Source organism: Bacillus sp. NTK071 (genome assembly GCF_017303315.1).
GTDB lineage: Bacteria > Bacillota > Bacilli > Bacillales > Guptibacillaceae > Guptibacillus.
The window spans coordinates 46,005-72,996 of the sequence record NZ_JAFKOI010000003.1 but is presented as its reverse complement, the minus strand read 5'-3'; the positions used below and the strand labels follow the sequence as shown (position 1 = coordinate 72,996).

Genomic DNA, 26,992 nt, shown 5'->3' with positions numbered 1-26,992 from the left:
CATGAAAATCAAAGATTACGCCGTACTTGTCTCCGTCATCATGATTGTCATTATGATGGTTATTCCTTTTCCTCCGCTGCTCCTCGACTTCCTTATTATGATGAACATTAGTCTCGCTCTAACAATTATTCTCGTCGCGATGAACACGAAAGAAGCGCTACAATTCTCGATTTTTCCGTCACTTTTGCTATTAACAACGCTGTTCAGACTCGGTTTGAACGTATCAACTACAAGATCCATTCTTACGAACAAAACGGGTGGACAGGTCATTGAAACATTCGGCTCATTCGTAGTTGGCGGCAGTGTTGTCATCGGACTCCTTGTGTTTCTTATTCTTGTTATTATTCAATTTATCGTTATTACAAAAGGGTCCGAACGAGTGGCGGAAGTTGCGGCTCGCTTTACACTTGATGCGATGCCAGGGAAGCAGATGAGTATTGATGCTGACTTAAATGCCGGGATGATTTCGGACCGAGATGCTAAAGAACGAAGACAGAAAATCGAGCGAGAAGCTGACTTTTACGGTGCGATGGATGGGGCGAGTAAGTTCGTCAAAGGTGATGCAATCGCAGGGATTGTGATTACACTCATCAACATTATCGGTGGGTTAATCATCGGAATGGTCGTACACGGCATGCCCGTTGGCGACGCGGCAACGACGTTTACGCTACTATCAATCGGTGATGGTCTTGTCAGTCAAATTCCTGCACTGCTTATTTCAACAGCAACAGGTATTGTTGTAACGCGTGCCGCATCAGACGGAAATCTAGGCTCAGATATTACGGCCCAAATCTTTGCTTATCCGAAGCTTCTATACGTTGTAGGAGCTGTGATTGGACTTCTTGGCGTCGCAACACCGATCAATCCACTGCTTACGTTTCCGATTGCAGGTTTACTCGTCTATGCCGGTTGGACGATGCAGAAAAACCTTACTCAAGCAGAAGAAGCAGAAACGGCAGCTGGCGATGAAGAAGTAGAGGAAATGAAGAAGCCTGAAAGTGTGACGAGCCTTCTCCAAGTTGATCCGATCGAGTTCGAATTCGGTTATGGATTAATTCCACTCGCTGATCAGAAGCAGGGCGGGGACCTCCTTGATCGAGTCATTATGATTCGAAGGCAAATTGCGCTTGAACTTGGAATTGTCGTTCCTGTTATTCGGATTCGAGATAATATCCAGCTCGAACCGAATGAGTACGTGATTAAAATTAAGGGAAACCGTGTAGCAGGTGGTGAGGTGCTTTTAGATCAGTACCTTGCAATGAGTAGCGGTCTTGACGATGAATCTATCTCTGGTATTGAGACAGTTGAACCAGCCTTCGGATTGCCAGCTCTTTGGGTAACAGAGGAGATGAAGGATCGCGCCGAGCTATCAGGTTATACAATTGTTGATCCGCCTTCTGTTGTTTCAACACATCTAACTGAAGTCATTAAACGACATGCGCATGAATTACTAAGTCGTCAAGAAGTGAAGCATTTACTTGATAACGTCCGGGAGTCTTCTCCAGCCGTACTAGAAGAACTGATTCCGAATATCCTTACCATCGGCGATGTTCAAAAAGTGCTGATGAGGCTTTTAAAAGAAAAAGTATCCATCAGGTCGCTTGATATGATTCTCGAATCACTAGCAGATAACGGAGTTCGAACGAAGGATACGGACGTGCTTGCTGAGTACGTGCGGCAGTCGCTATCAAGACAGATCACTTCACAGGTCGCAGTTCCTGGAGAGCCTGTTAAAGTGTTAACTGCAGGAGCACGGCTAGAAAAGAGATTTGCAGAATCCGTTCAGCAATCCGATCAAGGGAGCTATCTTGCATTAGATCCTGAAACATCACAAACCATTTACCAGGAAGTTCTTCAACAGGTGAACCGTCTGCAGCAGTCGGGTATCCAGCCTATTCTATTAACGTCACCTGCGATTCGAATGTATTTACGTCAGTTTCTTGAACGCTACATGCCGGAGCTGATGATTCTTTCATACAGTGAACTAGAACCTGAAGTAGAAGTCCAGAGTGTAGGAGTGATTAATCTACCATGAAGATTAAACGCTATGTTGTGACCCACCTGCGAGAAGCGATGCCATTGATACGTAAAGAGCTCGGGCAGGATGCTGTTATTTTAAATACGAAAAAAGTAAAAGTAGGCGGATTCTTTGGTTTTTTTCAGAAGCAAAGACTTGAAGTGCTTGCTGCGCTCGATGAAAAGAAAGTAGCGAAAGAGGAAACAGAGGAGTTCGCAACGCTTCTTCAGTCTGAGAAAAAGCGACGTGAGGAAACACCGAAAGTCGTTCAAGTGGAAGCGGAGCCGAAATTCGAAGAGCCTAAAAAGCAAATCCCACCGATGCAATATGAGCGGGATGAAGTTGATGTGATCGGTGAGCTCAGATCGATGAAGGAAATCATGATGCAAATGATGGAGAATGAGCGGTTGCCAAAGTTCTTGAAGCCTGTTAATTCCTATCTTGAAGAACAGGAGTATACGAATTCGATTAGATCCAGTGTCATGGCAGAGCTATTAATTAGAGCGAAGTCGATGCCAGGATACACGAAAGAAGATACTTTTGACTGGATGAGACAGGAATTCTCAAAACGGATGAAGAATTATCCTAATATAGGAAATACAAACAAAAGAATTAGATGCTTTGTAGGACCTACAGGTGTAGGTAAGACGACTACAATTGCAAAGCTTGCTGGCGATATTCTATTAAAAGAGCGTAAATCAGTTGGTTTAATTACATCTGACACGTATCGAATCGCTGCAGTCGATCAACTTAGAACATATGCGGACATTCTAGGAATTCCACTAGAAGTCGTACAATCACCAGAGGAACTAGAGCAGGCGCTCGTGAACCTTGCATCGTGCGATATTATTCTGATGGATACAGCTGGACGCAACTACCAGCAATACAAGTTTATTAGTCAGCTAGAGCAGCTTCTAGTAGATCAAGATATTTCAATTAATCTTATTCTAAGTCTCACCCATCGTTATGCAGATATGAAATCGATTACTGATAATTTCCAACCGCTTGGAATCACAGAGGTCATGATGACGAAGATGGATGAAACAACTGTGAGAGGACCGATTTTCAACTTAATGGAAGATTACAAGTTACCAGTTACCGTTGTGACGACAGGACAAAACGTACCTGATGATATGGTCAAAACAACACCTGAATTCCTTCTCAATTTAGTTACGGAGGAAAAAGTGTATGGCTGACCAAGCGAATCGACTCCGACAAGAGGTAATGAAACGAATTCAGCCAGAAGATAAGTTAAGACGCACGAGAGTGATCGCTGTTACAAGTGGTAAAGGTGGGGTTGGCAAATCGAATGTTTCATTGAATTTTGCCCTAAGCCTAGCTGCACTGGATAAGAAAGTGATGATTTTTGATTTAGACGTAGGCATGGCAAACATTGATGTTTTAATGGGAGTTACACCGAAGGAAACGCTTGTTTCTATGCTTGAGAAGAACTTAACGCTTGATTCGGTTATTCAAAAAGGTGTAAACGGGCTTCAGTATATTTCGGGTGGGAACGGAATTGGTAAAGTGTTTTCACTGGATGGCGAACAACTTAATCACTTTTTCAAAGAATTTAACGTTCTTCAGGGAATGGTTGATTATATTATTTTAGACACTGGAGCTGGTTTATCTGAAGAAGGAATGAGGTTCCTTCAAGCAGCTGATGATGTCTTTCTCGTCATTAACCCAGAACCACCATCGATTACAGATGCCTATGGTGTTCTTAAAGCACTTCATGCTAGAGATCAAAAGCTACCCGTTAAGTTGATTGTTAATCGAGCGCTTAGTGATCAAGAAGCAGGGCGAACGGCGTATAATTTTCAGCAAGCGTCTGAGAAGTTCTTAAATAAAACGATTGATATACTCGGTTGGATTCCAGATGATGTGATGGTTCGAAAAGCAGTTATGGCTCAAACACCGTACTTACTAGAATATCCAAACGCCAAAGCATCAGAAGCCATCACTCAATTAGTTCATACGTATCTAGATCTCCCTTCCACTTATAAGCTAGGTGTAAAGGGGTTCCTTACGAAAATGCTGTTTCACAAATAACGGGAAATGTACAGGTGGTGAATCCCATGAAATCCAAAATGACAGAAGAAACAATTGAATACTGGAGGGCATGGAAGGAAGATAAAGATGAAGAGGCGGGGAATCGACTGGTCTCTCTCTATCGCCCACTCGTAGATTTTGCCGTACAACGATATGCAGCTGCACTTCCATCTTCTGTTCAGCGTGACGATCTTAGTAGCTTTGCTTATCAAGGACTTCTAGATGCGCTAGGTAAATTTGAACCTGAACGTGATTTGAAGTTCGAAACGTATGCAGGCTGGAGAATCAAAGGTGCTATTATTGATGGATTAAGACAAAACGATTGGGTACCAAGATCGGTTCGTGACAAAGCTCGCAGAATTGAAGAAGCTTATGCTGTGCTCGAACAGAAAAATCAAACCTCCTCTAGTGATCAGGATGTGGCAAACTACCTTGATATGACGGTAGGTGAAGTTCAGCAGGTTATTCAAGACGCCTCTCTCTCTACAATGATATCGGTAGATGAACCCGTTCACGATGACGACCAGCAGCAGATCGAACGGTATAGTGTCATTGAGAACGAACGGGCAGACATTCCTGAGAAGCATTTGCATCAGCGCTTCATTAAAGAACTATTGGCTGAGACAATTGATCGACTACCTGAGAAAGAGAAGCTAGTCGTATCGCTCGTGTATTTCGAGGAGTTAACCCTCACAGAGATTGCTAGAATTCTAGATTTATCGACAAGCAGAATTTCTCAGCTTCATTCAAGAGCCCTCCTTCGTATGAAGGGTGTACTGCGAGCAAATAAAGAACATGTTCAATCCATGTAATCGGAGTGATTTAGGATGTATCCATTCATATTCATAAGTATCGCCCTTCATCTCGTTAGCTTTCTATGCATCGTACTCCTTTACTTAAAGCAGTCCAAAAGCTCTGAAGTGAGAGAAGAAGTTGCATCAAGTATGGAGGAGTATATTGAACAGCTCGAACTTGAAAATGATCGACTGATGACTCAGGTAAAAACATTTGTGGAGAAGCGGGAGAATCAGCTCGACATTCGTCTTCGTGTACTTGAGCAGACCGGAAAGCCTGTTCAGCAACCGCGGCAGGAACCAGAGTATACACAGCCGACGCAGCAGGAGTCATTTCACTACCCGCAGCAACCAGTTCAATCGCAGCAACCTGAACCGAGAAGCCCAATGATTATTCAGCATCCGTCAGCGAAAAACGAACGCAACCAAAAAGCGATTCAGCTGTATCAACAGGGATTTGCAGCAAATGATATCGCAAGACTTCTTAATTGTGGAACAGGTGAAATTGAGCTTATCGTAAACATGCACGGAAGGTCTCTACAGCGATGAAAATTCAACAGAGTCATTCAACTCTAGATCCTTTTAAGAAAGACATGCCAAAGGGTAATGTACAAAAGGGTTTTCAATCTGTTATGAGTGAAGCGTCGAAAGAGCTAAAAGGCATGGCACTAGAGCGTCTTCTCAATCAGATTGATGAACAAGGTAAAGTCCTTAGCAAAGAACGGACCTTTCAGAACCTAACGGCTTATAAGCGAATGGTAAAGCAGTTTCTTGAAGAAGCTGTCAACCAGGGTTTGACACTATCTGAGAGGAATTCAACAGATCGTTTTGGTAGAAGTCGAACGTTTAAGCTCGTTGAAACCGTTGAGAACAAGCTTGTTGAATTGCAGGAAGAAATCCTTGAAAAAGAGAAGGAAGGTGTCAATTTGCTGTCGCTAATCGGTGAAATCAAAGGGATGCTCATTGACCTTTCACTCTAGTACGATTGACCTAATAAAAAAAGGAAGTATTGACTCATGTTAAAAAGCATGAGTTTTTTCTATAATAGAAATAAGAACATACGTTCGAATTAGTGGTTGTGATTTTCGCCATCCAGGATACTTTCTATCCTACATACAGAGAAGGGAGAGGTGAGGATGATGAACAAGTGTCCATTTATAACGACGAAAGCGTATGAGGAACTGAAGGAAAACCTCCTTTTCAAATCGTTCGTTCAAGAAGACGTGCATTGGACAAGTTTTAGGGAGGCTCTTCTGGACCCTAGTCAGAAAGCGCTGATGAATTTAAATACACTGTTCCACATGTATTATGTTGAAATTCGTTTTATTGCATATCTAACGAAATTAATCCGCTACACAGCCATTAATTTCGATCGTAAGCGGAGGCTTGAGCATCTTCGTTATCCACTAACGCTTGATCAGCCTGTAGGAGAGTCAGGAAGTACGTGGATTGAGCTGGTCAGCAGTGAGGATATTCAAGAAGGCGCTCGATTTGAAGAACAGCTAACGTCTCGCTCTCTTTATTCTGCTTATAAAAGGCTGACAGGAAAGCAAAAAGAAGTATTAGAGCTTTCTTACCGTTTAGAAACGAGCGATACGGAAATCGCCGAGGCCAGAGGCATATCACAGCAGGCTGTTAGCAGAAGACGAAAGCGAGCACTTGAGAAGCTAAGAGAAGTACGAAAGGAGAGCATACGATGACCGTTACAAACGTAATTAACGCCATGATAGGTGATTTAGGGTTCCCAATCGTTGTTTCACTGTATTTGCTTTTTCGACTTGAGAGGAAAATTGATGATTTAACAAATGCTATTTCTGAGCAGGAGTTGGATAAAAAGAGATGACGAACGCGAGGTTATATACACTTTTACAGCAAGCGAAACAAAATGAGGAAGAAGCGCTAGAGCTGATTTTCAGTCAATTTGAGAAAAAGATTGAAGCGGAGCTCAGGCAGACGTCTTATGACTATCGTGATGATTTAAGGCAGGAGCTTTACGTGAAAATTCTAGAAGCAGTCGAGAAGTACAGCATAGAGGATGTGCCGAACTTCGAGCAATTTATCAAGGGGATGAAAGGGAAAGGGTAGGAAACCTTTTCCTTTTTGATTTCGTAGTAAAGGTAGAGGTGACGATCAATGCTAAATGTTGAAATAGAAGAAGCAGGGTATGAAAAGAACAGTACAACAATTAAAGGACTAGCATTTCATGTGAAAAGTGGCGAGCTTCTTGGTTTATTAGGTTCGAACGGAGCGGGTAAAAGTACGACAATCAAAACGATTCTGGGAATCGTAAAAGAGTGGAAAGGGTCCATAACGTTTGAGGGCGATGCTCGGTATGCATATATCCCTGAACAACCTGTTTTCTATGACAGTCTAACCCTATGGGAGCATTTGGAGCTTGCCGCAGCGGCGGTGTCGTTCCAGGACGGTGAATGGGAGGAGCGCGCACAAGATCTCATAAGCTATTTCAAGCTGGATCATGTTGTTCATGATCTTCCATCTAGTTTCTCAAAAGGAATGAGACAGAAGGTTATGCTCATCACGGCTTTTATGCTTAAGCCTGATTTATATATCATCGACGAACCTTTTCTAGGTCTAGATCCACGAGCAACGAAAGACTTTCTAAAGTTAATTGAAAAGGAGAGAGCACGCGGAGCGGGGGTGCTCATGTCAACGCACGTTTTGGATACAGCAGAACGAATTTGCGATCGATTTGTGCTCATTTCAAGTGGGGAAATAGCTGGTAAAGGAACGCTTGGAGAATTGAGGGAGCAAACAGGCTTGGAAGATGGTTCACTTCTAGATTGTGTGGATAGCCTCCTGGAGCAAAGCATATGACATCATTCCAGTTGCTACGAAAGCGGGTAAAAGATGATCACCATTATAAGTTACGCGATATTCGGACAGCGATTGATTGGACTGTATGGCTATATATTGTCATTCCAGCGCTCGTTATTTCAGTCGCCTATTATCGATCATGGTGGCTCATCGCGCCAGTATGGCTAGATTCCGTTCCAGAGCAGGTTGTGATGATACCGTTATTTATGATTGCAACGTCATGGTCGCTTAGGGTCTATATGGAAGAAGCAGATCAAGTCTACCTCCTGCAAAATCATCGGCTCGTGAATGGCTTGAAAAAATGGGGGATGATGTATTCACTTCTAAAAGGGTTAGTGCTTACGCTCCTCGGCATCGCTGCTGTTCTGCCATTCCTCCTAACAGGTTGGGGCTGGGGAATTGAGCGAGTGATAATAACTGGGGTTTTTGTGCTTCTTGTGAGTTGGAATGTGAACGTCTGCCGCTATTTCATTGAGCTTAACATTCAGTCCGTTTGGGTTAAATGGATTCCAATTGGGTTAATGAATGTCGTCTCGATTGTGTTTCTTGTTATTGTGAGTCAAGTAGGATGGAAGTCTACATGGTTCGTGCTTGGGGGCGTTGCTTTTCTACTGCTTTTTTTAATTGTTCAGTTAAATCAACGTCTAAAGTTGAGTGGAACATTTTTTCACGATGTCATGCTCGAACGTGGTTATAAACAAAGCATAACGAAACTACTGATGAGGCAGGTGGGTGTTGCATCAGGAAGGACCGTGTTTGCTCGAAAGAAGCCGTTTCTTTTTAAAGGTTCAAAGCGACTAAGAAAGAACGGTAGTAGAGAGACAAGAATCGTTGATCTCTATGTGAAATGGCTGCTTCGTTCGCCTGGTAAGGGACAGTATTATTTGCAGGTGACCGGATGGGGGACAGCTGCTATCTTCATGCTTCCATTAGCCGTGAAAGTGATCGTGCTGCTTTTTGCGCTATATGCGTTAATCGGCCTTTCCAAAGCGGACTGGCATGAATTCTCTGAAGGGAGTTATGCTCAGTTATTTCAATGGGAGCAACAGCTTAAAGAATTGTCCGCAAGGCGAGCTGTTAAAGTCTTTACGATGCCATGTTTTATCCTGCTTTGTATGATGACAGGAGTGGCGTTTCCTGGATGGATAGGGGTTTTGCTTTGTCCGTTAGGTGGCTGGTTTATGATGAAGGGAAGTTTACGGATGTCGCATCAGGGTGTCGTTCCTTCTTCAACGTCGCAATAATCGAAAGGTGTATGAACAATTGTGGAATTCGTTGCTTCCTGTAAATGCTTTCCGCTATGATGGGAAGTAGATTGAGATGGAGGGATGACGAGATGAAGTTATTTTTAATCATCGGTGCGATTAATGCTGCGCTTGCAGTTGGACTAGGTGCTTTTGGTGCGCACGGTTTAGAAAGTAGATTGTCAGAAAGAATGCTTGAAACATTCAAAACAGGTGTTCAATACCATATGTACCATGCACTCGGCTTAATCGGGATTGCCCTTGCTGCCGATAAGATCCAGTCAACTGGACTCATTCAATGGGCAGGTTGGCTCATGTTTGCTGGAATCGTGCTCTTCTCGGGTAGCTTGTACGTACTGAGCTTAAGCGGTATCAAAATCCTTGGAGCGATTACACCGCTTGGTGGCGTCGCGTTTATTACCGCGTGGATTCTGCTGATTGTCGCTGCGTTTAAGCTGTAGGGTTCGCGGCTTGTGCATTTGCGCATTCGCGGGTGACAGGCACCACCCGATATTTGTCAAACGGTGTCGAGGCTGTTGATTTATTGGCCGAAATCTCAGGATATTGTCCAAAAATCAATTATATTAGCTAAAATCTTATTATATTGGCCAAATTCTAAATATATTAGCCAAAACGAAAAGCTGCCGGAATTCCGGCAGCTTTTCGGCTATTATCTAGGGGAATATTGCGCCATTTGCTGAAGAGGGTAGTTGTATTCTAGCTCTTCATCAAATGTAATGTAATCAAGATAGATCATAAGGAGGATATAGCGTTTACCGGTTTGAGGATCGGATAGGATAATATGATCTCTTCCGGCTGCTTCCACAACCCCTTTAAACACTTTCGCATTCCATTTCTCGTTGTTCTCAAATGTCATGTAAACAGTAGCGATTTTTCCTAGATTTAAGCGTAAGATGTTTTCAATGTATGATTGCTCGACAGGTAGCTGTCCGGGAAATCCCTGGCTTCCTCCCTGCGTCATGGCACCTTGAACTTGCTGACCTTGCCCAGGATAACCTGATGGGTATTGGCCCATCTGTCCGCCCTGTCCTTGCTGTGGTGCCATCTGCTGATAGCCGCCTCCCTGATTTTGTGCACCCGGTTTATTCCAGTATTGATTGTTCATCTTAACCCTCCTTAAGCTTTCTCTTAGTAGCTGTTGTACACCTCAGAGCATTCACTTTCGGTAGGCTTGTAGAAACAATGTGATTTGAAACGACCAGCATTCCACTGGTTATACCACTGTTCAGGACATGCGCCTCCTGGTTTAAAGAACCAAAGGGAGTAACTTGCCGGGTCATACTTCATCCCTTTAATTGCTTTTCGTGCAAGACGTTTGTCTTTTTCACGTGCTCTCTGATAGAAGTAGCCCTTTTGCGTAGCTTCAAACCCACCAGGATTCTGGTAAACCATGTTGTTCATCGAGTTGATGTTCTTGAAATCAAGACATCTTACCTTCACTCGATTTACGCCAACATTTCCTACCATCAGCATTCCTAGCTGTCCTTCACCTTCTGCCTCCGCTCTCATTAAACGTGCCAGAAGGTTTACATCATTCTCATTCGTTTGAATTACCGCCATAACTACACCTCTTCTCAGTTGTGCCCAATACCATATGCAAGAAGTATTAAAAATGCCATGGCTCTACGTAACTCATTCTATGTACTGAATGAAGGAATATGACAAGAAGGTGAGATATCAAATGGGGAATACATGTTGAAAAAAACACGAAAAAATCCCCTCCGAAATGTTCAGAGGGGATGACCTATTTATACATATAAAAACTGTGTAAGACGTTCTTTCGGAAGATGAGTTCCAACGTAGAAGCTACCGAATTCACCAAAGCGCGCACTCACTTCATCAAAACGCATTTCGTAGACAAGCTTCTTAAATTGAAGGACATCATCAGAGAATAGTGTAACGCCCCATTCCCAATCATCGAAACCAACAGATCCAGTAATGATCTGTTTCACTTTGCCAGCATAGCTACGACCGATTAGGCCATGGCTTCGCATCATGTCACGACGCTCGTCCATCGGAAGCATGTACCAGTTATCATTTCCTTCACGTTTCTTGTTCATTGGGTAGAAACAAACGTAAGGAGCTTCTGTTAATTCTGGCTTCAGACGAGCCTGGATACGTGGGTCGTTATCAGGATCGCTGTCTTTACCAGCCATGTAGTTGCTGAGTTCGACAACCGATACGTATGAGTAAGTCGGAATTGTATATTCAGCGAATGTTGTTTTATTAAAAGCGTTCTCGATTTCATTTAATTCTTCCATAGTTGGGCGCAGGAGCATCAACATAAAGTCTGCTTTCTGACCAACGATGGAATAAAGAGCGTGGCTACCTTGCTTATGTCCTGCTGTTACTTCCCATTTCTCAAGGAAAGTAAGAAACTCATTAATCGCTTCTTCACGTTCATTGCTTGAGAGCTGTTTCCATGCTGTCCAGTCCATGCTACGGAAGTCATGAAGGCAATACCAGCCATCAAGAGTTACTGCTGCTTCATTCATATTTGATTCACTCCTTATCGTTTATCCCACCCTTAAGTGGCAGTAAACCCCACCTACGCAGGTTTATGAAGACGTTAAAGTGCGGGTCAACTTCCCTTAAAGGTCCGATTGGTTCAACTAACCATAAGAGGAGGATAAAGAACTGCCCCTCTTATCCAAGTTTCACTTTCCACTACCTACTATACCAATACTTCTCCCTCTTTAAAAGCGATCGAGGATGACGATTCCATGAAACTTGAGGTGGATGAAGTGTTTCTAACTTACTTAATATTGCGGGTTATTTTTTAACGGTATTGTTGTGCGGTGGATAGTGCAGGATAAGTTTGAGGCAATTTCGTAATAACCTTTCCATTGAAGAGGCTATAAAAGACTAATTCTTAAATGATTGTTGTTTTTAAAAGAAGTTTTGTATAAAAGAGCCACACTTAGCTGATTGGAGCGGAAGATGCTCGACTCCTGCGGGACTAGCGGGACAGGTGAGACCCCACAGGCACGCCTAAAGCGTGCCGAGGAGGCTCACCGCCCGCCCCGCGGAAAGCGAGCATCTGGAGCGGAAATTCACTCCCATCTAAAGTCTAATCGTCAGAAAAATAGAACTTTAGTATGCAAAGGTTTACATTACCGGATTTATTTTTGTTTTAAGGGAAAAAGGAGTATCGTAAGGGATGGATATTAAATAAATGAGGTGAATACAATGAGTGATCTATTTACAAACATGAAAGACCAAGTAAAATCAGGTTACCCGACAATCGTTTTTCCTGAAGGGACAGATGAGCGCGTTCTAGCAGCAGCTAATCGTCTTGCAGAAGATGGTATTCTTAAACCAATCGTAATTGGCGGAGAAGAAGCTGTTAAAGATAAGGCATCAAGCTTAAGTCTTAAATTGCACAGTGATCTTGTGATTATGGACCCTGCAACATACGGAGAGATGGACGCACTTGTGGAATCATTTGTTGAACGTCGTAAAGGCAAAGCAACAACTGAACAAGCACAAGAAATCCTTCTTAATGTGAACTACTTTGGTACAATGCTTGTTCACACTGGCAAAGCAGATGGTCTTGTGAGCGGTGCTGTACACTCAACTGGTGATACAGTACGCCCAGCTCTACAAATCATTAAAACGAAAGAAGGCATCAAGAAAACATCAGGTGCTTTCGTAATGGTTAAAGGCGATGAGAAGTATGTGTTCGCTGATTGTGCGATTAATATTTCTCCTGACAGCAACGATCTAGCCGAAATCGGACTTAGTAGTGCGGAAACGGCAAAAATGTTTGGTATTGAGCCGAAAGTTGCGATGCTAAGCTTCTCTACAAAAGGATCAGCGAAATCTCCTGAAACTGAAAAAGTAGAAGAAGCAACGCGAATTGCTAAAGAAATGGCTCCTGATCTTGTCATTGATGGCGAATTCCAATTCGACGCTGCTTTCGTACCAGAAGTGGCGCAGAAGAAGGCACCTGAGTCTCCACTTAAAGGAGAAGCGAACGTATTTGTGTTCCCTAGTCTTGAAGCAGGTAACATTGGATACAAAATGGTTCAACGCCTCGGTGGATACGAAGCGGTTGGCCCAGTTCTTCAGGGTCTGAATAAGCCGGTTAACGATCTATCACGCGGATGTAGCGAAGAAGATGTGTACAAGCTAGCATTGATTACAGCGATGCAAAGCTTATAAGTAGAAGCAAAACCCCCGAAGGATCTCCTTCGGGGGTTTTTGCGTTATTAACCAAGTGCTTTTTCATTTCGAGTGAAAACGCGCTGATAATTATAGTCATAAAGAGAAAGTTCAGAAATAGAGAGGTGTGCGGTAGTCATTGAATCTGCATACGTTTGTAACGTTTTAAGAGTTTGCATCATCAAGTCACTAACAGTAAGGTCTTTCCCGATAAGTTCACTTAATGAGGCCATCGTTTCAGGCACGATTTCTGGATATGTGAATTTTGTAGGCTCTCCGTTAACAGCTCGTTTGTAGAACTCCTGAATGACACTCGCTCGTTCAGATCCACTACCATCCACACACAGATAGACTTGGACAGCAACACCGCCTCGTAGTCTTCGTTGAGATATCCCAGCGAATTTACGGCCATTGATGCTAAGATCATATCTTCCTGGACAGTAGGACCCAACAATTTCTCGATCTTCAATTGTTACGTGATATGGCGCGAGAATGTGCTGGACGAAATCCACCATCGCTTCATAACCAGTATCAATATCAATTTGCTGCTGCTTTTCTGCCAAAACGAGTGAAAGGTTCAAGACACCTGCATCGAGAACGACAGCGAGTCCTCCTGAATTTCTGACAATCACCCGGTACCCCTGTTCTTTTAAATAATGAACTCCTTCCTCAAAAAAAGGAAGGCGCGTATCTTGAATCCCTAGTACAATGGTATTGTGATGAACCCATGAACGCATAATGGGTGGCGAATCGCCACTTCCTGCTGAATTGCAAAGTGTATCATCCATGGCGAAAGATTGTAGTGCATCAAATGATGGACCAAGTGTCGATTGATCAATGATCCGCCATTTCGGCTGGAATAGTATGGAATCGTTCGTCATAATCTTATCCCTTCTTCTGTAGCTAATCGTTTTCTATTATAGCATGATAGAAAAGAACAATCATAAGACATCATCCGACAGTATTTCCCGGGTGATGACGTAAAAAATCGTCGTTCTATTTTCCTATTTAATGAGAAATTTCCTCTATAAAACTTTGATTTCAAAGGATATTTCATAGGTTGCGAAAAAAAGGAAATTGCGAGAATTGTCTAAAATGATATAATCATAATTACGGTAGTTTCGAGTTAGCTAGTTAGCGGGTATATACAGCAAAGAATTGGAAAGGTATGTAAGAGCTTTCATATAAGATAGTTAATATGAAAAATTGCATAGTGTGGGGCTATTAAGAATGATAGTTCAACCAATCTCACTTCTAGAGGTAGTCAATCTTCATCTACGATGGATGTATGACTGCCACTTCATGGTGGATTAAACGTCGATTGGACGAAAGGGGACATGTTTATGAAGTTAACGGTAAAAATTATTGCAGGTCTTGTATTAGGTATCCTTGTAGGTGTCATCTTTAACCTTTTTGCACCTGATGCATTTGGACCTGTCGATAAGTATCTATTTGGTCCAGTAGGACAGATATTTCTTAACCTAATTAAGATGCTAGTGGTACCAATCGTATTCTTCTCAATCGTTGTAGGTACGGCTGGAATAAGCGATCCGAAGAAGCTTGGACGTATGGGAGGAAAGACAGTAGGCTTTTTCCTTATTACAACTACAATTGCGATCTCAATCGCTATGGCACTTGCTTACTTAATTAAACCAGGTGTTGAAGGTTCCTTCTCAGGAAATGCGAATTTCGAAGCACAAGATGCGCCACCTGTCATGGATACCATTATAAACATTATTCCAACAAATCCCGTTCAAGCACTTGTTGAAGGGAATATGCTTCAAATCATTGCATTTGCAATTTTCATAGGTTTTGCTCTTGCTATTCTAGGTGAGAAAACAAAAGCGTTAAGGGATCTTTTTGAGCAAGGTAATGATGTGATGATGTATCTTGTTAAGATCATCATGGAAACAGCTCCATATGGTGCATTTGCTCTTATCGCATCTGCTGTAGGTGGACAAGGTAAAGAAGCACTTCAATCAATGGGAATGTACTTCCTTGTAGTTCTGGGTGCTTTACTCATTCATTTTCTTTTCACATATGGTAGTGCAATCTATTTCTTATGTAAAGAGAATCCGATTAAATTCTTTAAAGCTTTTGCTCCAGCGATGGCTGTAGCATTCAGTACATCATCAAGTAGTGGGACACTTCCTGTGTCGATGAAAACAGCACAGGAAAACTTAAAGATTCCTAAACAAATCAGTAGTTTCGTTCAGCCACTCGGTGCTACAATTAACATGGATGGAACAGCGATTATGCAGGGTGTAGCTACGATTTTTATCGCTCAAATTACCGGTGTAGACTTAACATTTACCCAACTGATCATCGTTGTAATCACAGCAACTCTTGCTAGTATTGGTACAGCAGGTGTACCGGGTGTAGGACTTATTATGCTTGCTATGGTTCTTAAGCAAGTTGGCCTTCCGGTCGAGCCAATTGGCCTTATTCTTGCTGTTGACCGTCTGCTCGATATGACTCGTACAGCTGTTAATATCACTGGTGATGCTGCGGCTGCGATGTACATTACAAAATCAGAAGAAAAACGTGAAGGAAAAGAAGTTAAGTCAGTTCTTTAATCTTCTCATTTTAAACAGATTAGCATTGAAAGCTAGAACGAAGAATCATTCCATTCTTTCGTAATACCCGACATTCATGAACCTTCTCCCATTTGGTGTAAGCCGTAGGGGGAAGGTTTTCATTTACCATTACCTGTTATATAATTAGGGGATGAATTTGACGGAAGGAGTCCATCGTAGAAATGCTCGAACGATTAAACGAAGAAAAAGTATTTAAAGACCCTGTCCACCGCTATATCCATGTCCGGTACCGTTTAATCTGGGAGTTAATTGGTACGAAAGAATTCCAGCGTTTACGCAGAGTGAACCAGCTTGGAACAACGTATTTAACATTTCACGGTGCAGAACATAGTCGCTTCAGCCATTCACTTGGTGTATATGAAATTGTAAGACGCATTAACGAAATCTTTTCTCAATATGATAGCTGGGACGAAGAAAACCGGTTGCTAAGCATGTGTGCTGCTCTGTTGCACGATGTCGGTCACGGCCCATTTTCACACTCTTTCGAGAAAGTGTTTAATTTAGATCATGAAGATTTTACCCGCATGGTCATTCTTGGTGATACGGAAATTAACCAGGTACTGCGAAAGGTAAGCGAGAGTTTCCCAGAAGAAGTGGCAGATGTCATTGCCAAGACACATACGAACAAACTTGTGGTTAGTTTAATTTCGAGCCAGATTGATGCGGATCGAATGGACTACCTGCTGCGCGATGCTTATTTTACAGGGGTGAGCTACGGGCATTTTGATATTGAACGAATCTTGCGGGTTATGCGTCCGGGTGGCGATCAAATTGTGATTAAGCAAAGTGGTATGCACGCTGTAGAAGACTATATTATGAGTCGGTATCAGATGTATTGGCAAGTCTATTTCCATCCTGTTACGCGAAGTGCGGAAGTGATTCTAAGCAAAATTCTTCACAGAGCGAAAAAGTTGTATGCAGAAGGGTATGCGTTCAAACAGGAACCCACTCACTTTTATTCTCTGTTTAAGGAAGATATTAGTCTCGAAGATTTCCTTAAGCTTGATGATTCTGTCGTAAAGTTCTATTTCCAGATCTGGCAGGAAGAAGACGATGCCATTCTTCGAGATTTATGTGAAAGATTTATGAATCGTCGACTATTTAAGTATATTGAATTTAATCCAATGCAAATGAATGCGTGGAGAGAACTTTACGATTCCTTCAAAGAAGCAGGAATCGATCCTGATTATTACCTAGAAGTAGATTCTTCTTCGGATCTGCCATATGATTTCTATCGCCCAGGTGAGGAAGAAGAACGTCTACCTATTCATCTGCTTAAGCCAGGTGGTGATTTGCGTGAGCTTTCACGTGAATCTGAAGTGGTTGAAGCGATTTCTGGAAAGAAACGCACAGACCATAAACTTTATTTTCCTCAAGATTTGATCTTGGAAGGAAATTCTGATGCTACTCGTCGTATTAAGTCATTGCTTAATCTAAATTAGCTGTTCAAAAAGAAGTGCAGCCCCTGGAATGAAGTTCGCTTCCGCTACAGGTTATGCGTTATAGAATAAGAAAGCTTTTTGGACAACCTGTAAAAAGTACATGGGAGGGGTGCAGGTTGCTAGAAGATCACGCGAAAGTGATAGCTGTGTTGAAGGAAGCCGGAGAAGTCATTGGACGTAAGAAGCTGCAGAAAGTAGTCTACATTTGCAAAAAACTGCAATTGCCATTTAATGAGAAATATCAATTTCATTTCTATGGGCCGTACTCAGAAGAACTAACACTTCGGGTTGAAGAGCTTTGTAACCTTGGACTTGTAACAGAAGTGAAGGAAAGTAAAGGCGGTTATTATCAATATAAATATACGGTGACAAACGAAGGAAGCGAATTCCTCAGTCATTATGATTTTGATATGCCAGAACTTAGTGATTGTATTCCTAAAATTAATAGTCAGAGCTCTCGCTTTCTTGAGCTCGTTTCTACGATTCTCTTTTTTGATCGACTAACGAAGGCGGAGGTTATTGAGAAGGTCCGCACGATCAAAAGTAAACAGAACTATTCAGATACAGAGATCGATCAAGCCTATGACTTTATGGAGAAGCTTGGGTGTTAATAGATTGAAACAGAAAAGGTGCCTCTAAGGCACCTTTTTTTAAATGGTTGTTTTCGGAGACATTGTTAAGAGTAGGGGGGATTTCCGCTCCAATCAGCTAAGTGTGGTTTTCATTCAAACCCTCTTTTGAAAACAACAACCTTTTAGCGAAGACCATTCTAGATCGATACCTTCGTCTCACTGTGAGAATTCACTTTCTTATGCTCTAATTTAGAAAGTATAAATCCGCTAATAATAAGTAAGGCAATCATAGTAAGAGAGAATAGAAGAGTGCTAGTGTATGGCAGAATAAGCTCGCGAATTTCTGGTAAAGAGCCTGCCATCATGAAAACGAGTGAGAAGGACGCACAGATATGGAATGCGATACCTGTAGATAGAGCCACCGCTTCTTTTGATTCAAGCAGGGTAGGAAGCCATAGCGTCGAAAGGAGGTAATAGCCAAAAAGCACAATAACTAAGCTAATGACGCCTGCTAATGTGGTATGACTAAATCCGCCTGCTGTCAGTATGAGTATGTAAACAAGTGAGCCTATGAATCCAATCATACTTCCGATTATCCCTGGTTTATAAAGTAATCCCTTCAACATATTACCACCTTCTTTACAATTGTTTCGAGTTCATTACAATTAATACCCGCTAGAAGATTAGTATAATCGTTCACCACGCTCAGAATTTGCGGAAAAAAGTCGTAGAAATAAGAAGTTTTTGTCGAAATGATAAAATGGTCTAAAAGTCACATAGTGAATAGGTTTACTGAGTAACCTGAAAAGTTCTCTTGAATCAGGAAAGGTTCTATGACCTATGAATCTATAGAAATGTAAATGACCATGCAATCAACGTCGCATGGTCATTTGGATTTTCGTATTAAGGTCTAAACGTGTCTATAACTGAATTCGCCCAGTGAACGGCTTCGAAATAATCCTCTTGTAAATCATCCATTGAAACTTTTACTTTTACTAGCATAAGATCAACGGTTTCCCAGTCGCATTGTTCAATGGCTTTCACTAATTTAAGCACATGTGCATAGATCGAAGTGTGATTTTCATCCATTAACGCTGCCTTGATATGATCTTCAATTGGTAAATCCAGTAGAATGTTGCTCATCGGACGTTGCAGAATGCATTCGAGAAGCGAGAACATGCCAATGAATGAAGCATCACTCGGATTGATACGAATCTTCCTAGCAATTCGTTCAGACAATCTTGAGCGAATAAGAGACAGCTGAATGACCTTTGAAGATTCATTTGTTTCTTTCGTAAGCATTAAGATCATGATCCATTTCTTTACTTCAAATAACCCAAGTAAAACAATCGCCTGTCTAATGTTGCTAACCTTTACAGGTAGCCCTAAAGAGTTTATGAGGCGTAATAGTTTATAAGAAAGAGCCAGGTCTCGCTCAACGAGTTCGGAGACTAAGCTAATGTCGGGAACGGGTTGATTAATTTCCTCAAGCATTTTGACGTACTGTTGAGGCATCGGTTTAATATCTTTTGTTGAGAGAATGATTGGCTTACTAAAGAAGTAACCTTGAAAGAGCACATAACCGAGCTCTTTAGCTTCCTCAAACTCCTCAAGCGTTTCTACTTTTTCAGCAAGAAAGGTGATCGGTAAGTGGCTAAATTGCTCAACAATTTCCAGGCGCTTCTGCCTAGAGGTCTCCATGAAGTCCACTTTAATAATGTCTATTAAATCGATGATTTTCTCGTAGTTGCTCATGTCAGTCACATCATCGAGTGCAAGTTTATAACCTAGCCTTTTAAGCTTATGACAAGCGGCAATCACGTTATCCGTTAACTTAACCGATTCTAGAATTTCTACAATGATCGATTCAGGAGAAAAGAAGGTAGGCACTTCGTCTACCAATAGTTCTTCTGTAAAATTAATAAAACAACGTTTTTGATCTGATAATTGATCAAGTCCAAAACTTAAATAAGAATTAGAAATGACAGTTGCGGTAGCCTGCGTACCATCAAATCCTTGATATGAGTTAAGCTTGCTTGATCGATGGAGCAATTCATAACCATACAACTCTTTATCGACTGTTAAGATGGGCTGACGTCCTATAAATGCTTCCATATGTACCCTCCAAAGGTATCCCGTAGATATTCTATCTATAAGTATAAACAAAATGGCAAATAATTCAATTTATATTTTGCTCTTTTGGAGAAACGTCATGACCTATACATTAGACACAAAAAAGTTCTGCCCTTTTGTAAGAGCAGAATGTGTCATTAAGCATGTGGTAGAAATGCAAGCTGATAGAAGAAAAGAACAGCGAATAGATAAAGCAGTGGATGAACTTCGCGCCACTTTCCTTTAACAATTTTAAGGATTGGATAGGTAATGAAACCAAGCGCGATTCCTGTTGCGATACTAGCTGTAAGTGGCATCGTTAAAATGATTAGGAAAGCAGGAAATGCCTCGTCAAATTCGCTCCAGTCGATTTTGCCAACGGCTCCAATCATCAAACTTCCGACAATAATAAGCGTCGGGGCAGTGATTGCTGCAAGACCAGAGAGTGAGCCAACAAGTGGACCGAAGAACGCTGATACGATGAATAAGACAGCGACAACGACGGATGTTAGGCCAGTTCTACCTCCAGCAGCAACCCCTGACGACGATTCAATGTAGGCGCTTGTTGGGCTAGTCCCAAAGATCGCTCCGACCGTTGTACCAATGGAGTCAGCAAGTAGTGCCTGACGAGCACGAGGCATTTTCTTGCCTTTCATTAATCCAGCTTGTTCAGCAACGCCAACCATTGTTCCAGTTGTATCAAATAAAGTAACGAGTAAGAACGAGAACACAACAGCGTATAGTCCATATTCAATCATATCTTTAATGGCTTGAAGTGGGCTGCCAAAGATGAAGAACTCAGGTGCACTTGGTGTGTTCATAAAGCCATCCTTGAATTCAAGCTGTCCAGTGAAAACAGCAATAAATGCTGTAATAATCATTCCGAAGAAAAGCGCTCCAGGCACATTACGAGCCATGAGGATCAGGGTAATGATTAATCCGGTTAGGGCGAGAAGAACGGCTGGTGAATGCAAATCGCCAAGTCCTACAAGGTTTTCTTTATCTGCAACAATAATGCCTGTCATTCGAAGTCCGATAAATGCGATGAAAAGACCGATACCAGCTGTGATTCCGAGCTTTAGGTTAGTGGGAATCGCTTCAATCAGCTTTTCACGGAAAGGTGTTAATGAAAGAATGATGAAGAGCAGTCCAGCGATAAAGACGGCTCCAAAAGCTACTTGGTAAGAGACGCCGCTTTGTCCACCAACAACAGAGAAGGCAAAGTAGGCATTCAAACCCATGCCGGGTGCAATGGCAATTGGGTAGTTAGCGAAAAGTCCCATCCAAAGTGTACCGACAACGGCTGCAATGATCGTTGCAATAAATACCGTATCAAACGGCACGCCTGTTGACGAGAGGATAATTGGGTTTACGATGACGATATATACCATTGTCAGGAATGTAGTCAGTCCTGCAAGGAATTCTGTTTTAACATTAGTTCCATTCTCTTTTAATCTAAAAAAGGAGTTAAACATGGTGATACCTCCAATAAATACGAACATTTTTTAAGCACAAATACTATAATATTCGTAAAAACCACTTTTGACAAGAGGAAATTTGATAGGAGCTATTATATCAAGCATGAGAGCTCCTGGATGAATACGTAGGATTAATTGTGATAAAATGATAGTGGAGATTTGTGATTGAAGGAGGTAGATAAAAATGGCAAATGAAGAAGAGCAAAAGCCGAAAAAGAAGCCTTCAACAGGCTTTAATATTCTAAGCGGTGACTCAACAGATGGGCACGGTGGATATGGTGTAGGTACGATCAACCTTGATAACGTGTCGCCCGTTATTATTGATCCAACAACAGACGAGATATACGTTGACGTTGGTGCACTTCATGCAAGAAGCGCTCTTGAGAAGCGGAAGAAGCTTGTGAAGACTCGTGAAGAAGTACCCGATGGACATACGGCATGGATCGTTTGGGTAACACTTCAAAAAACTGAGGATGGTCCTCACTATTACGGAATTGGAGCGTGTGAGTTCTTTCTTAATGCTGAAGCGAAACGCGCTTGGAAAAGCATGCCTGAACACGTAAACAACATGGATAAATCCATGAAAGGTAAAGTTGTGGTTGACCATATGGATGCCAAATCTAAAAAGATGCTACGTGAGTATTTAATTGAGTTTGATAAAGATGTGTATGAGCGTTCAAGTGATGAGGTAAAACTGGGACTTCAAGACTAACTTTAATTTGTTTTTCGAATAAATGACAAAAGGTCTTGAGGTTTTAGAAAACTGAGCGTAAACTTATTTATACGCAACACATATAGCTAGGACCCAAAACGGCCCGGGGAATCTTTCCCCGGGCTGTTCTGGTTACTTGGATATAATAACGCTTACAAAATTAAAATAGGCTGTTTTTTAAGAGAATGCTGTTTTAAAAGAGGTTCTGATTGAAGTGCTACATTTAGCTGATTGGAGCGGAAGGTGCTCGACTCATGGGGGACTAGCGGGACAGGTGAGACCCCACAGGAGCGTTAGCGACGAGGAGGCTCACCGCCCGCCCTGCGGAAAGCGAGCACCTGTAGCGTAAATCCACTACTTTTATTGCTACAAAGCCTACGAAAAATCACAGAAAGGATGAGTGCCATGTGGAAACAGATTCCTAGAGAGAAAAAGAAAGAACTTGTAGAGCGTATCCAATCCTATTTCTATGATGAGCGTGATGAAGAAATTGGAGAACTTGCAGCAGAGAATTTTCTTCACTTCATTATGTCCGACATAGGCCCAACACTTTACAATGCTGGTATCTCAGATGCGATCTCGATGACGGAACAAAAATGGATGAGTATTGAACAGGATTTAGAGGCCCTTAAGAAAACTGAAATAGGAAGATAATAACGGACGCCATTTGGCGTCCGTTATGACTATCTAATCCAATGGAAGAACCGATCGAGAAGCCCTTTGTGGCTTTTTCTACCTTCTTCAGTAGTTCCTCCTGGATGATCTGCACAGTGCTCGTGTGGTTCGGTTCCTTCTATATAATAAGTTAGACGTTTGGTTGGGCAATTTTCACTTGCGAGTAAACCAGTTTGCGGGTCAATATCCACAGCAATGACATTTTTAGGAGGTTCGAAATCAAGAACTTCTTCTCCCTTTAGTGCATCCTCAATGAAATTTGCCCAGATCTTTTTTGCATATAAACCGTCATTCCGATAATTTAACTTTTCACCTTTATCATATCCAACCCATACAGCAGCGGTAAGTTGCGGTGTGAAACCAACCATCCAGCTATCGGTTGAGGTCGTACCTGTTTTGGCTGCTGCTGGACGTGTTAGCAAATGATCAATTCCTGAACCAGTTACACGTGTATAGTCGTTTAATGATTCATCGAAAATTCCTGTCATCATATCTGTTGTGACGAAGGCAACTGCTGGATCCAAAACGAGCTCAGATTCAGAAGCATGTTGATAAATAACTTTCCCATCTCGGTCCGTTACTTTCTCGATATAGTACGGTGTAACACTCTTCCCTCCATTCGCAAGCATGCTGTAGGCATCAGCCATTTCCATCATGCCGACGGGCTTTGTCCCAAGTGCTAGTGACGGAATAGGAGAGAGCTTACTCTTGATTCCGAAGTCTTTTGCTGTCTTCACAAGCGTTTTTTCTTCTAGAAACATATGTGTTTTCACGGCCACAATATTGTCTGAGAGCGCTAACGCTTGAGCAAGGGTGATTTCATCGTTTGCATACGCATCTCCATAATTATGAGGTGAGTATGTTTCTTTATCATTATCATAGTAGAACGTTGTTGGTTCGCTACGAACTAGGGTAGATGGTGTAAACCCATTTTTGACAGCCGCATAATATAGGAGCGGTTTAAAAGTCGAGCCTGGTGTCCGCTTTGCCATTGTTGCGCGATCAAATTTACTTTCTTCGTAATTCCGTCCACCAATTAGTGCTTTTACTGCACCGGTTGTTGGCTCCATCGCTACAAGAGCTGCTTGAATGTCACTGTCTTTATCAATACTTGATGCAACCCAGTAATCCGCCTTTTTTTGCATATCTGCATCAAGCGTCGTATAGACGTGAAGGCCACCTTGATCAATTACCCGCTCATCAAGTGCTAGCTTTGATTTAAGTTCTTTTTTCACTTCTGCTGCAAAATAAGGAGCTATTTCTGGCTCGGTTTCTTCACTAAACGTCTGCAATGCCATGTTTTCTAGCAAAGCTTGCTGTGCTTCAGCTTGATCTAATGAATGATTCGCTACCATTGCGTCAAGCACTGTTTCTTGACGATTCTTTGCGCGTTCTGCATTTGCATAAGGTGAGTAATAACCGGGACCTTTTGGAACACCAGCAAGCATCGCTGCTTCTGCGAGCGTAAGATCTTGAGCTGATTTACCGAAATAAGTTCTTGCAGCCGATTCAATCCCATAGGAGCCGTGACCATAATAAATGGTATTTAAATAACCTTCTAGAATCTCTTTCTTGGAGTAATGAACCTCAAGACGGTAAGCGTAGAAAGCTTCTACAACTTTCCGTTTCCACGTTTTATCATGCTCAAGAAAAAGATTACGCGCGTATTGCTGTGTAATTGTGCTAGCGCCTTGAACTTTGGCCATCGCTTTAAGGTCAGCTAGGATCGCACCGCCAATTCGTTTAAAATCAAAACCAGAATGAGTATAGAAATTCCGATCTTCAATTGCTATTGTCGCGTCAATCACGTTAGGTGAAATGTCATCAAGTTTAACCCAATAACGATTCTGTCCTTCTTTATTGCTTTCATCTATAACGTTTTTATCGTAATCATAATAAATCGTTGTTTGTGGCACCTGAATTTCGGGAGCGCCAATGACAACAGCTAGCAAATAAAGAGACCCGAATGAAACCCCGAGCAACACAATACCGATTATCATAAGCCTACCAAGAAGCATTCCCCAGCGTCTCCAATACTGGAATCGCTCTTCCTTAAGCCATTTCATGTGGTTCACCCCACATTCGTCGTTTTAAATCTAGTATGTGACAATCTAGAAACTCTTAAACGCTTAAATAGATAAACTTCCAACCAGTAGAGAAATATATTTGTCCAATTTGTGAATAGGATGAAGTAAGAGAAACCGTAAGCTTACTTTTATTTTGTTAGTAGGATTCTTATTGCAAGAAGAATGTGGGATACTTATTATTATTTTGCGCTAGGGGAGAGACGATAATGGAAATGATCATTGCGATTATTCTAGGTATTGTTGAAGGGGTAACTGAATTTCTACCCGTATCATCAACAGGTCATCTTATTTTGACTGGATACTGGTTGGATTTCACAGGTGAAAGGGCTAAAACGTTTGAGATTGTGATTCAACTGGGGTCAATTCTTGCTGTTGTTGTCATGTATCGGAAGAGGTTTATTGATCTGCTATCTCCAGGTAAAAAGCAAGGTGGTTTGTCACTCGCACACCTTATACTCGGGATGATTCCCGCCGTAGTGGCTGGCTTTCTTCTTCATGGACTTATTAAAACCTACTTATTCTCACCATATACTGTTGTCATTGGGTTAGTAATTGGTGGTGTGCTAATGATTGTAGCTGATCTAAAGCAGCGTCCACCAACTAGCTCAAGTCTTGACGATCTAACCTTGCGTCAAGCCTTCTCGATTGGTCTGTTTCAATGCCTTGCCCTTTGGCCAGGTTTCTCCCGATCAGGTGCAACAATCTCTGGTGGCGTTTTACTTGGTACAAACCACAAAACAGCTGCAGAGTTCTCATTTATACTAGCTGTACCAATGATGGTTGCCGCAAGCGGATATGATTTGTTGAAAAGCTATCAATACTTAGCTGTGTCCGATATCCCTTTATTCGCGACAGGGTTCCTCACAGCCTTCTTCGTAGCGCTTTTAGCTATTGTAACGTTCATAAAATTTATCGAACGCGTCCGCTTAATCCCGTTTGCCATCTATCGATTCGTGCTGGCTCTTTTTGTGTGGATGATCCTTTTCTAATATTTTTTTGTTTTTGAAAGAGGTTTTGTATAAAGATCTACACATCATAGTTGATTGGAGCGAAAGGTGCTCGACTCCTGCGGGACTAGTGGGACAGGTGAGACCCCACAGGAGCGTAAGCGACGAGGAGGCTCACCGCCCGCCCCGCGGAAAGCGAGCACCTGTAGCGGAAATCAACCACTACTCTTATAGGTAGACGTTTCCCATTTTAAATGAATATATAAATTTCTCTTGCTTTTTATCGCGAGTCGACTATACTTTTCTTGTGCTTTGTTTAGATAGATTCTTTTGCAATATACTAATCCTGTTTGGACGAATGTGATTCGGGAACGGAGAAGTAGAGCAGATTGAAATAGAGGAGTGGTTTAAATGGAATTATGGTATACAGAAAAACAAACAGAACGCTTCGGTATTACAGCTAAAATTAAACAAACGCTGCATACAGAGCAAACTGATTTTCAGCGTCTAGATATGATTGAAACAGAAGAATTCGGAAACATGCTCGTCCTTGATGGCATGGTTATGACAACTGAGAAAGATGAGTTCGTCTATCACGAAATGGTTGCACACGTACCTCTTTTCACACACCCTAATCCAAAACATGTTCTTGTTGTTGGTGGCGGTGACGGTGGTGTTATTCGCGAAGTATTAAAGCATCCATCTGTTGAAAAAGCAACGCTTGTTGAAATTGATGGCAAAGTCATTGAATACTCTAAGAAATACCTTCCTTCCATTGCAGGAGCTCTTGAAGATGAGCGCGTTGAAGTGCTTGTAGATGACGGCTTTATGCACATTGCAAAGAGTGAAGGGGAATACGACGTAATCATGGTTGATTCCACAGAACCAGTTGGACCTGCTGCTAAGCTTTTTGAGCGCGGCTTCTATGAAGGGATCTCAAAAGCACTAAAGGAAGACGGTATTTTCGTGGCACAAACGGACAATCCTTGGTTCAAAGCCGATTTGATCTCTCAAGTATCAAGTGATGTGAGAGAAATCTTCCCGATTACTCGCGTTTATACAGCGAACATTCCAACATACCCAAGTGGTCTTTGGACGTTCACAATCGGTTCCAAACAGAATGATCCGCTTGAGGTCCCTGAAAGTCGCTTCCATGAAATTGATACAAAGTATTATACAAAAGAGCTTCACACTGCATGCTTCGCGCTTCCTAAATTCGTACAGGATCTAGTGAAATAAGATG

Annotated in this window: 28 protein-coding genes; 20 read left to right on the top strand and 8 right to left on the bottom strand. The window is 42.0% G+C overall.

Annotation, left to right across the window (positions count from 1 at the left end; genetic code table 11):
- Window position 1 precedes the first annotated feature (1 nt).
- The 12 genes from flhA (at window position 2) to JI666_RS07965 (ending at window position 9,403) form a co-directional block, all read left to right on the top strand.
- Window positions 2-2,035 (top strand): flagellar biosynthesis protein FlhA, encoded by a 2,034-nt coding sequence (flhA, locus tag JI666_RS08020; RefSeq protein WP_206890551.1) that lies wholly within the window; start codon window positions 2-4, stop codon window positions 2,033-2,035.
- On the top strand, window positions 2,032-3,213 hold the full coding sequence (flhF, locus tag JI666_RS08015) for a flagellar biosynthesis GTPase FlhF (RefSeq protein ID WP_206890550.1): 1,182 nt from the start codon (window positions 2,032-2,034) through the stop codon (window positions 3,211-3,213). Before flhA ends, flhF begins: the two co-directional genes overlap by 4 nt.
- Complete coding sequence (locus JI666_RS08010) at window positions 3,206-4,069, top strand: MinD/ParA family protein (protein ID WP_206890547.1); 864 nt, start codon at window positions 3,206-3,208, stop codon at window positions 4,067-4,069. The genes flhF and JI666_RS08010 overlap by 8 nt, the downstream gene beginning before the upstream one ends.
- Window positions 4,070-4,095: 26 nt before the next feature.
- Window positions 4,096-4,881: a FliA/WhiG family RNA polymerase sigma factor gene (locus JI666_RS08005; RefSeq protein ID WP_206890544.1), complete on the top strand. Its 786-nt coding sequence runs from the start codon at window positions 4,096-4,098 to the stop codon at window positions 4,879-4,881.
- A gap of 15 nt (window positions 4,882-4,896) precedes the next feature.
- Complete coding sequence (locus tag JI666_RS08000) at window positions 4,897-5,412, top strand: DUF6115 domain-containing protein (RefSeq protein ID WP_206890542.1); 516 nt, start codon at window positions 4,897-4,899, stop codon at window positions 5,410-5,412.
- Window positions 5,409-5,843 (top strand): YaaR family protein, encoded by a 435-nt coding sequence (locus JI666_RS07995; RefSeq protein ID WP_206890540.1) that lies wholly within the window; start codon window positions 5,409-5,411, stop codon window positions 5,841-5,843. The genes JI666_RS08000 and JI666_RS07995 overlap by 4 nt, the downstream gene beginning before the upstream one ends.
- A 156-nt stretch (window positions 5,844-5,999) precedes the next feature.
- Complete coding sequence (locus JI666_RS07990) at window positions 6,000-6,563, top strand: sigma-70 family RNA polymerase sigma factor (RefSeq protein WP_206890538.1); 564 nt, start codon at window positions 6,000-6,002, stop codon at window positions 6,561-6,563.
- On the top strand, window positions 6,560-6,706 hold the full coding sequence (locus tag JI666_RS07985) for a YvrJ family protein (protein WP_206890536.1): 147 nt from the start codon (window positions 6,560-6,562) through the stop codon (window positions 6,704-6,706). Before JI666_RS07990 ends, JI666_RS07985 begins: the two co-directional genes overlap by 4 nt.
- Entirely contained in the window at window positions 6,703-6,948 is a 246-nt protein-coding gene (locus JI666_RS07980; protein ID WP_206890534.1) for a helix-turn-helix domain-containing protein, read from the top strand. The genes JI666_RS07985 and JI666_RS07980 overlap by 4 nt, the downstream gene beginning before the upstream one ends.
- A 48-nt stretch (window positions 6,949-6,996) precedes the next feature.
- Window positions 6,997-7,698, top strand: coding sequence for an ABC transporter ATP-binding protein (locus JI666_RS07975; RefSeq protein WP_206890532.1), 702 nt, complete (start codon window positions 6,997-6,999; stop codon window positions 7,696-7,698).
- On the top strand, window positions 7,695-8,942 hold the full coding sequence (locus JI666_RS07970) for an ABC transporter permease (RefSeq protein ID WP_206890530.1): 1,248 nt from the start codon (window positions 7,695-7,697) through the stop codon (window positions 8,940-8,942). Before JI666_RS07975 ends, JI666_RS07970 begins: the two co-directional genes overlap by 4 nt.
- A gap of 92 nt (window positions 8,943-9,034) precedes the next feature.
- Complete coding sequence (locus tag JI666_RS07965; protein WP_206890528.1) at window positions 9,035-9,403, top strand: DUF423 domain-containing protein; 369 nt, start codon at window positions 9,035-9,037, stop codon at window positions 9,401-9,403.
- Window positions 9,404-9,612: 209 nt separating this feature from the next.
- Here JI666_RS07965 and gerQ read toward each other — a convergent pair whose 3' ends face one another.
- The 3 genes from gerQ to hemQ all read right to left on the bottom strand — a co-directional run bounded on the left by gerQ (window position 9,613) and on the right by hemQ (window position 11,458).
- Complete coding sequence (gene gerQ, locus JI666_RS07960; protein ID WP_206890527.1) at window positions 9,613-10,068, bottom strand: spore coat protein GerQ; 456 nt, start codon at window positions 10,066-10,068, stop codon at window positions 9,613-9,615.
- A gap of 23 nt (window positions 10,069-10,091) precedes the next feature.
- Window positions 10,092-10,523, bottom strand: coding sequence for a cell wall hydrolase (locus tag JI666_RS07955; RefSeq protein WP_206890526.1), 432 nt, complete (start codon window positions 10,521-10,523; stop codon window positions 10,092-10,094).
- 188 nt (window positions 10,524-10,711) lie between these two features.
- Complete coding sequence (hemQ, locus tag JI666_RS07950) at window positions 10,712-11,458, bottom strand: hydrogen peroxide-dependent heme synthase (protein WP_206890525.1); 747 nt, start codon at window positions 11,456-11,458, stop codon at window positions 10,712-10,714.
- A gap of 694 nt (window positions 11,459-12,152) precedes the next feature.
- Here hemQ and pta point away from each other — a divergent pair.
- Window positions 12,153-13,127 carry a phosphate acetyltransferase gene (pta, locus tag JI666_RS07945; protein WP_206890524.1) on the top strand — a complete coding sequence of 325 codons (975 nt, stop codon included), beginning with the start codon at window positions 12,153-12,155 and terminating at the stop codon, window positions 13,125-13,127.
- 47 nt (window positions 13,128-13,174) lie between these two features.
- Here the strand turns inward: pta and lipL are convergent, their stop codons facing one another.
- Complete coding sequence (gene lipL / locus JI666_RS07940; RefSeq protein WP_206890523.1) at window positions 13,175-14,008, bottom strand: octanoyl-[GcvH]:protein N-octanoyltransferase; 834 nt, start codon at window positions 14,006-14,008, stop codon at window positions 13,175-13,177.
- 462 nt (window positions 14,009-14,470) lie between these two features.
- On the opposite strand from lipL, the gene JI666_RS07935 reads away from it, so the two are divergent.
- From JI666_RS07935 to JI666_RS07925, 3 genes are all read left to right on the top strand, one after another.
- The gene (locus tag JI666_RS07935) at window positions 14,471-15,703 is read left to right on the top strand and encodes a dicarboxylate/amino acid:cation symporter (RefSeq protein WP_206890522.1); all 1,233 of its coding nucleotides are present in this window, start codon (window positions 14,471-14,473) and stop codon (window positions 15,701-15,703) included.
- Window positions 15,704-15,885: 182 nt separating this feature from the next.
- Window positions 15,886-17,166 (top strand): HD domain-containing protein, encoded by a 1,281-nt coding sequence (locus tag JI666_RS07930; RefSeq protein WP_206890520.1) that lies wholly within the window; start codon window positions 15,886-15,888, stop codon window positions 17,164-17,166.
- A gap of 116 nt (window positions 17,167-17,282) precedes the next feature.
- Window positions 17,283-17,777 (top strand): YwgA family protein, encoded by a 495-nt coding sequence (locus tag JI666_RS07925; RefSeq protein WP_206890518.1) that lies wholly within the window; start codon window positions 17,283-17,285, stop codon window positions 17,775-17,777.
- Between the two features lie 158 nt (window positions 17,778-17,935).
- Here JI666_RS07925 and JI666_RS07920 read toward each other — a convergent pair whose 3' ends face one another.
- From JI666_RS07920 to JI666_RS07910, 3 genes are all read right to left on the bottom strand, one after another.
- Entirely contained in the window at window positions 17,936-18,364 is a 429-nt protein-coding gene (locus JI666_RS07920) for a hypothetical protein (protein WP_206890516.1), read from the bottom strand.
- Window positions 18,365-18,641: 277 nt separating this feature from the next.
- Window positions 18,642-19,853 carry an EAL and HDOD domain-containing protein gene (locus JI666_RS07915; RefSeq protein WP_206890514.1) on the bottom strand — a complete coding sequence of 404 codons (1,212 nt, stop codon included), beginning with the start codon at window positions 19,851-19,853 and terminating at the stop codon, window positions 18,642-18,644.
- A gap of 155 nt (window positions 19,854-20,008) precedes the next feature.
- Window positions 20,009-21,325, bottom strand: a complete 1,317-nt coding sequence (locus JI666_RS07910; protein ID WP_206890512.1) for an NCS2 family permease — start codon at window positions 21,323-21,325, stop codon at window positions 20,009-20,011.
- Between the two features lie 187 nt (window positions 21,326-21,512).
- Here JI666_RS07910 and JI666_RS07905 point away from each other — a divergent pair, with 187 nt between their 5' ends.
- On the top strand, window positions 21,513-22,040 hold the full coding sequence (locus JI666_RS07905; protein WP_206890510.1) for a YwhD family protein: 528 nt from the start codon (window positions 21,513-21,515) through the stop codon (window positions 22,038-22,040).
- 405 nt (window positions 22,041-22,445) lie between these two features.
- Entirely contained in the window at window positions 22,446-22,694 is a 249-nt protein-coding gene (locus tag JI666_RS07900) for a DUF2164 domain-containing protein (RefSeq protein ID WP_206890508.1), read from the top strand.
- A 29-nt stretch (window positions 22,695-22,723) separates the two neighbouring features.
- On the opposite strand, the gene JI666_RS07895 is transcribed toward JI666_RS07900, so the two are convergent.
- Complete coding sequence (locus JI666_RS07895; protein ID WP_206890506.1) at window positions 22,724-24,781, bottom strand: transglycosylase domain-containing protein; 2,058 nt, start codon at window positions 24,779-24,781, stop codon at window positions 22,724-22,726.
- 224 nt (window positions 24,782-25,005) lie between these two features.
- Between JI666_RS07895 and bacA the strand changes: the two genes are divergently transcribed.
- Window positions 25,006-25,791, top strand: a complete 786-nt coding sequence (bacA, locus tag JI666_RS07890; protein WP_206890989.1) for an undecaprenyl-diphosphate phosphatase — start codon at window positions 25,006-25,008, stop codon at window positions 25,789-25,791.
- 369 nt (window positions 25,792-26,160) lie between these two features.
- On the top strand, window positions 26,161-26,988 hold the full coding sequence (gene speE / locus JI666_RS07885; RefSeq protein WP_206890504.1) for a polyamine aminopropyltransferase: 828 nt from the start codon (window positions 26,161-26,163) through the stop codon (window positions 26,986-26,988).
- Window positions 26,989-26,992 lie beyond the last annotated feature (4 nt).

Excerpts from the sequence above, each read along its gene's own strand:
- JI666_RS07930 (WP_206890520.1), top strand. The coding sequence starts at position 15,886 with ATGCTCGAACGATTAAACGAAGAAAAAGTATTTAAAGACCCTGTCCAC.
- JI666_RS07920 (WP_206890516.1), bottom strand. The coding sequence starts at position 18,364 with ATGTTGAAGGGATTACTTTATAAACCAGGGATAATCGGAAGTATGATT.
- lipL (WP_206890523.1), bottom strand. The coding sequence starts at position 14,008 with ATGACGAACGATTCCATACTATTCCAGCCGAAATGGCGGATCATTGAT.
- JI666_RS07935 (WP_206890522.1), top strand. The coding sequence starts at position 14,471 with ATGAAGTTAACGGTAAAAATTATTGCAGGTCTTGTATTAGGTATCCTT.
- JI666_RS07975 (WP_206890532.1), top strand. The coding sequence starts at position 6,997 with ATGCTAAATGTTGAAATAGAAGAAGCAGGGTATGAAAAGAACAGTACA.
- flhA (WP_206890551.1), top strand. The coding sequence starts at position 2 with ATGAAAATCAAAGATTACGCCGTACTTGTCTCCGTCATCATGATTGTC.
- JI666_RS07985 (WP_206890536.1), top strand. The coding sequence starts at position 6,560 with ATGACCGTTACAAACGTAATTAACGCCATGATAGGTGATTTAGGGTTC.
- JI666_RS07980 (WP_206890534.1), top strand. The coding sequence starts at position 6,703 with ATGACGAACGCGAGGTTATATACACTTTTACAGCAAGCGAAACAAAAT.
- JI666_RS07915 (WP_206890514.1), bottom strand. The coding sequence starts at position 19,853 with ATGGAAGCATTTATAGGACGTCAGCCCATCTTAACAGTCGATAAAGAG.
- flhF (WP_206890550.1), top strand. The coding sequence starts at position 2,032 with ATGAAGATTAAACGCTATGTTGTGACCCACCTGCGAGAAGCGATGCCA.
- JI666_RS07965 (WP_206890528.1), top strand. The coding sequence starts at position 9,035 with ATGAAGTTATTTTTAATCATCGGTGCGATTAATGCTGCGCTTGCAGTT.
- JI666_RS07995 (WP_206890540.1), top strand. The coding sequence starts at position 5,409 with ATGAAAATTCAACAGAGTCATTCAACTCTAGATCCTTTTAAGAAAGAC.
- speE (WP_206890504.1), top strand. The coding sequence starts at position 26,161 with ATGGAATTATGGTATACAGAAAAACAAACAGAACGCTTCGGTATTACA.
- JI666_RS07910 (WP_206890512.1), bottom strand. The coding sequence starts at position 21,325 with ATGTTTAACTCCTTTTTTAGATTAAAAGAGAATGGAACTAATGTTAAA.
- JI666_RS07990 (WP_206890538.1), top strand. The coding sequence starts at position 6,000 with ATGATGAACAAGTGTCCATTTATAACGACGAAAGCGTATGAGGAACTG.
- gerQ (WP_206890527.1), bottom strand. The coding sequence starts at position 10,068 with ATGAACAATCAATACTGGAATAAACCGGGTGCACAAAATCAGGGAGGC.
- JI666_RS08010 (WP_206890547.1), top strand. The coding sequence starts at position 3,206 with ATGGCTGACCAAGCGAATCGACTCCGACAAGAGGTAATGAAACGAATT.
- JI666_RS07905 (WP_206890510.1), top strand. The coding sequence starts at position 21,513 with ATGGCAAATGAAGAAGAGCAAAAGCCGAAAAAGAAGCCTTCAACAGGC.
- JI666_RS08005 (WP_206890544.1), top strand. The coding sequence starts at position 4,096 with ATGAAATCCAAAATGACAGAAGAAACAATTGAATACTGGAGGGCATGG.
- JI666_RS07900 (WP_206890508.1), top strand. The coding sequence starts at position 22,446 with ATGTGGAAACAGATTCCTAGAGAGAAAAAGAAAGAACTTGTAGAGCGT.
- JI666_RS08000 (WP_206890542.1), top strand. The coding sequence starts at position 4,897 with ATGTATCCATTCATATTCATAAGTATCGCCCTTCATCTCGTTAGCTTT.
- hemQ (WP_206890525.1), bottom strand. The coding sequence starts at position 11,458 with ATGAATGAAGCAGCAGTAACTCTTGATGGCTGGTATTGCCTTCATGAC.
- JI666_RS07970 (WP_206890530.1), top strand. The coding sequence starts at position 7,695 with ATGACATCATTCCAGTTGCTACGAAAGCGGGTAAAAGATGATCACCAT.
- JI666_RS07955 (WP_206890526.1), bottom strand. The coding sequence starts at position 10,523 with ATGGCGGTAATTCAAACGAATGAGAATGATGTAAACCTTCTGGCACGT.
- JI666_RS07895 (WP_206890506.1), bottom strand. The coding sequence starts at position 24,781 with ATGAAATGGCTTAAGGAAGAGCGATTCCAGTATTGGAGACGCTGGGGA.
- pta (WP_206890524.1), top strand. The coding sequence starts at position 12,153 with ATGAGTGATCTATTTACAAACATGAAAGACCAAGTAAAATCAGGTTAC.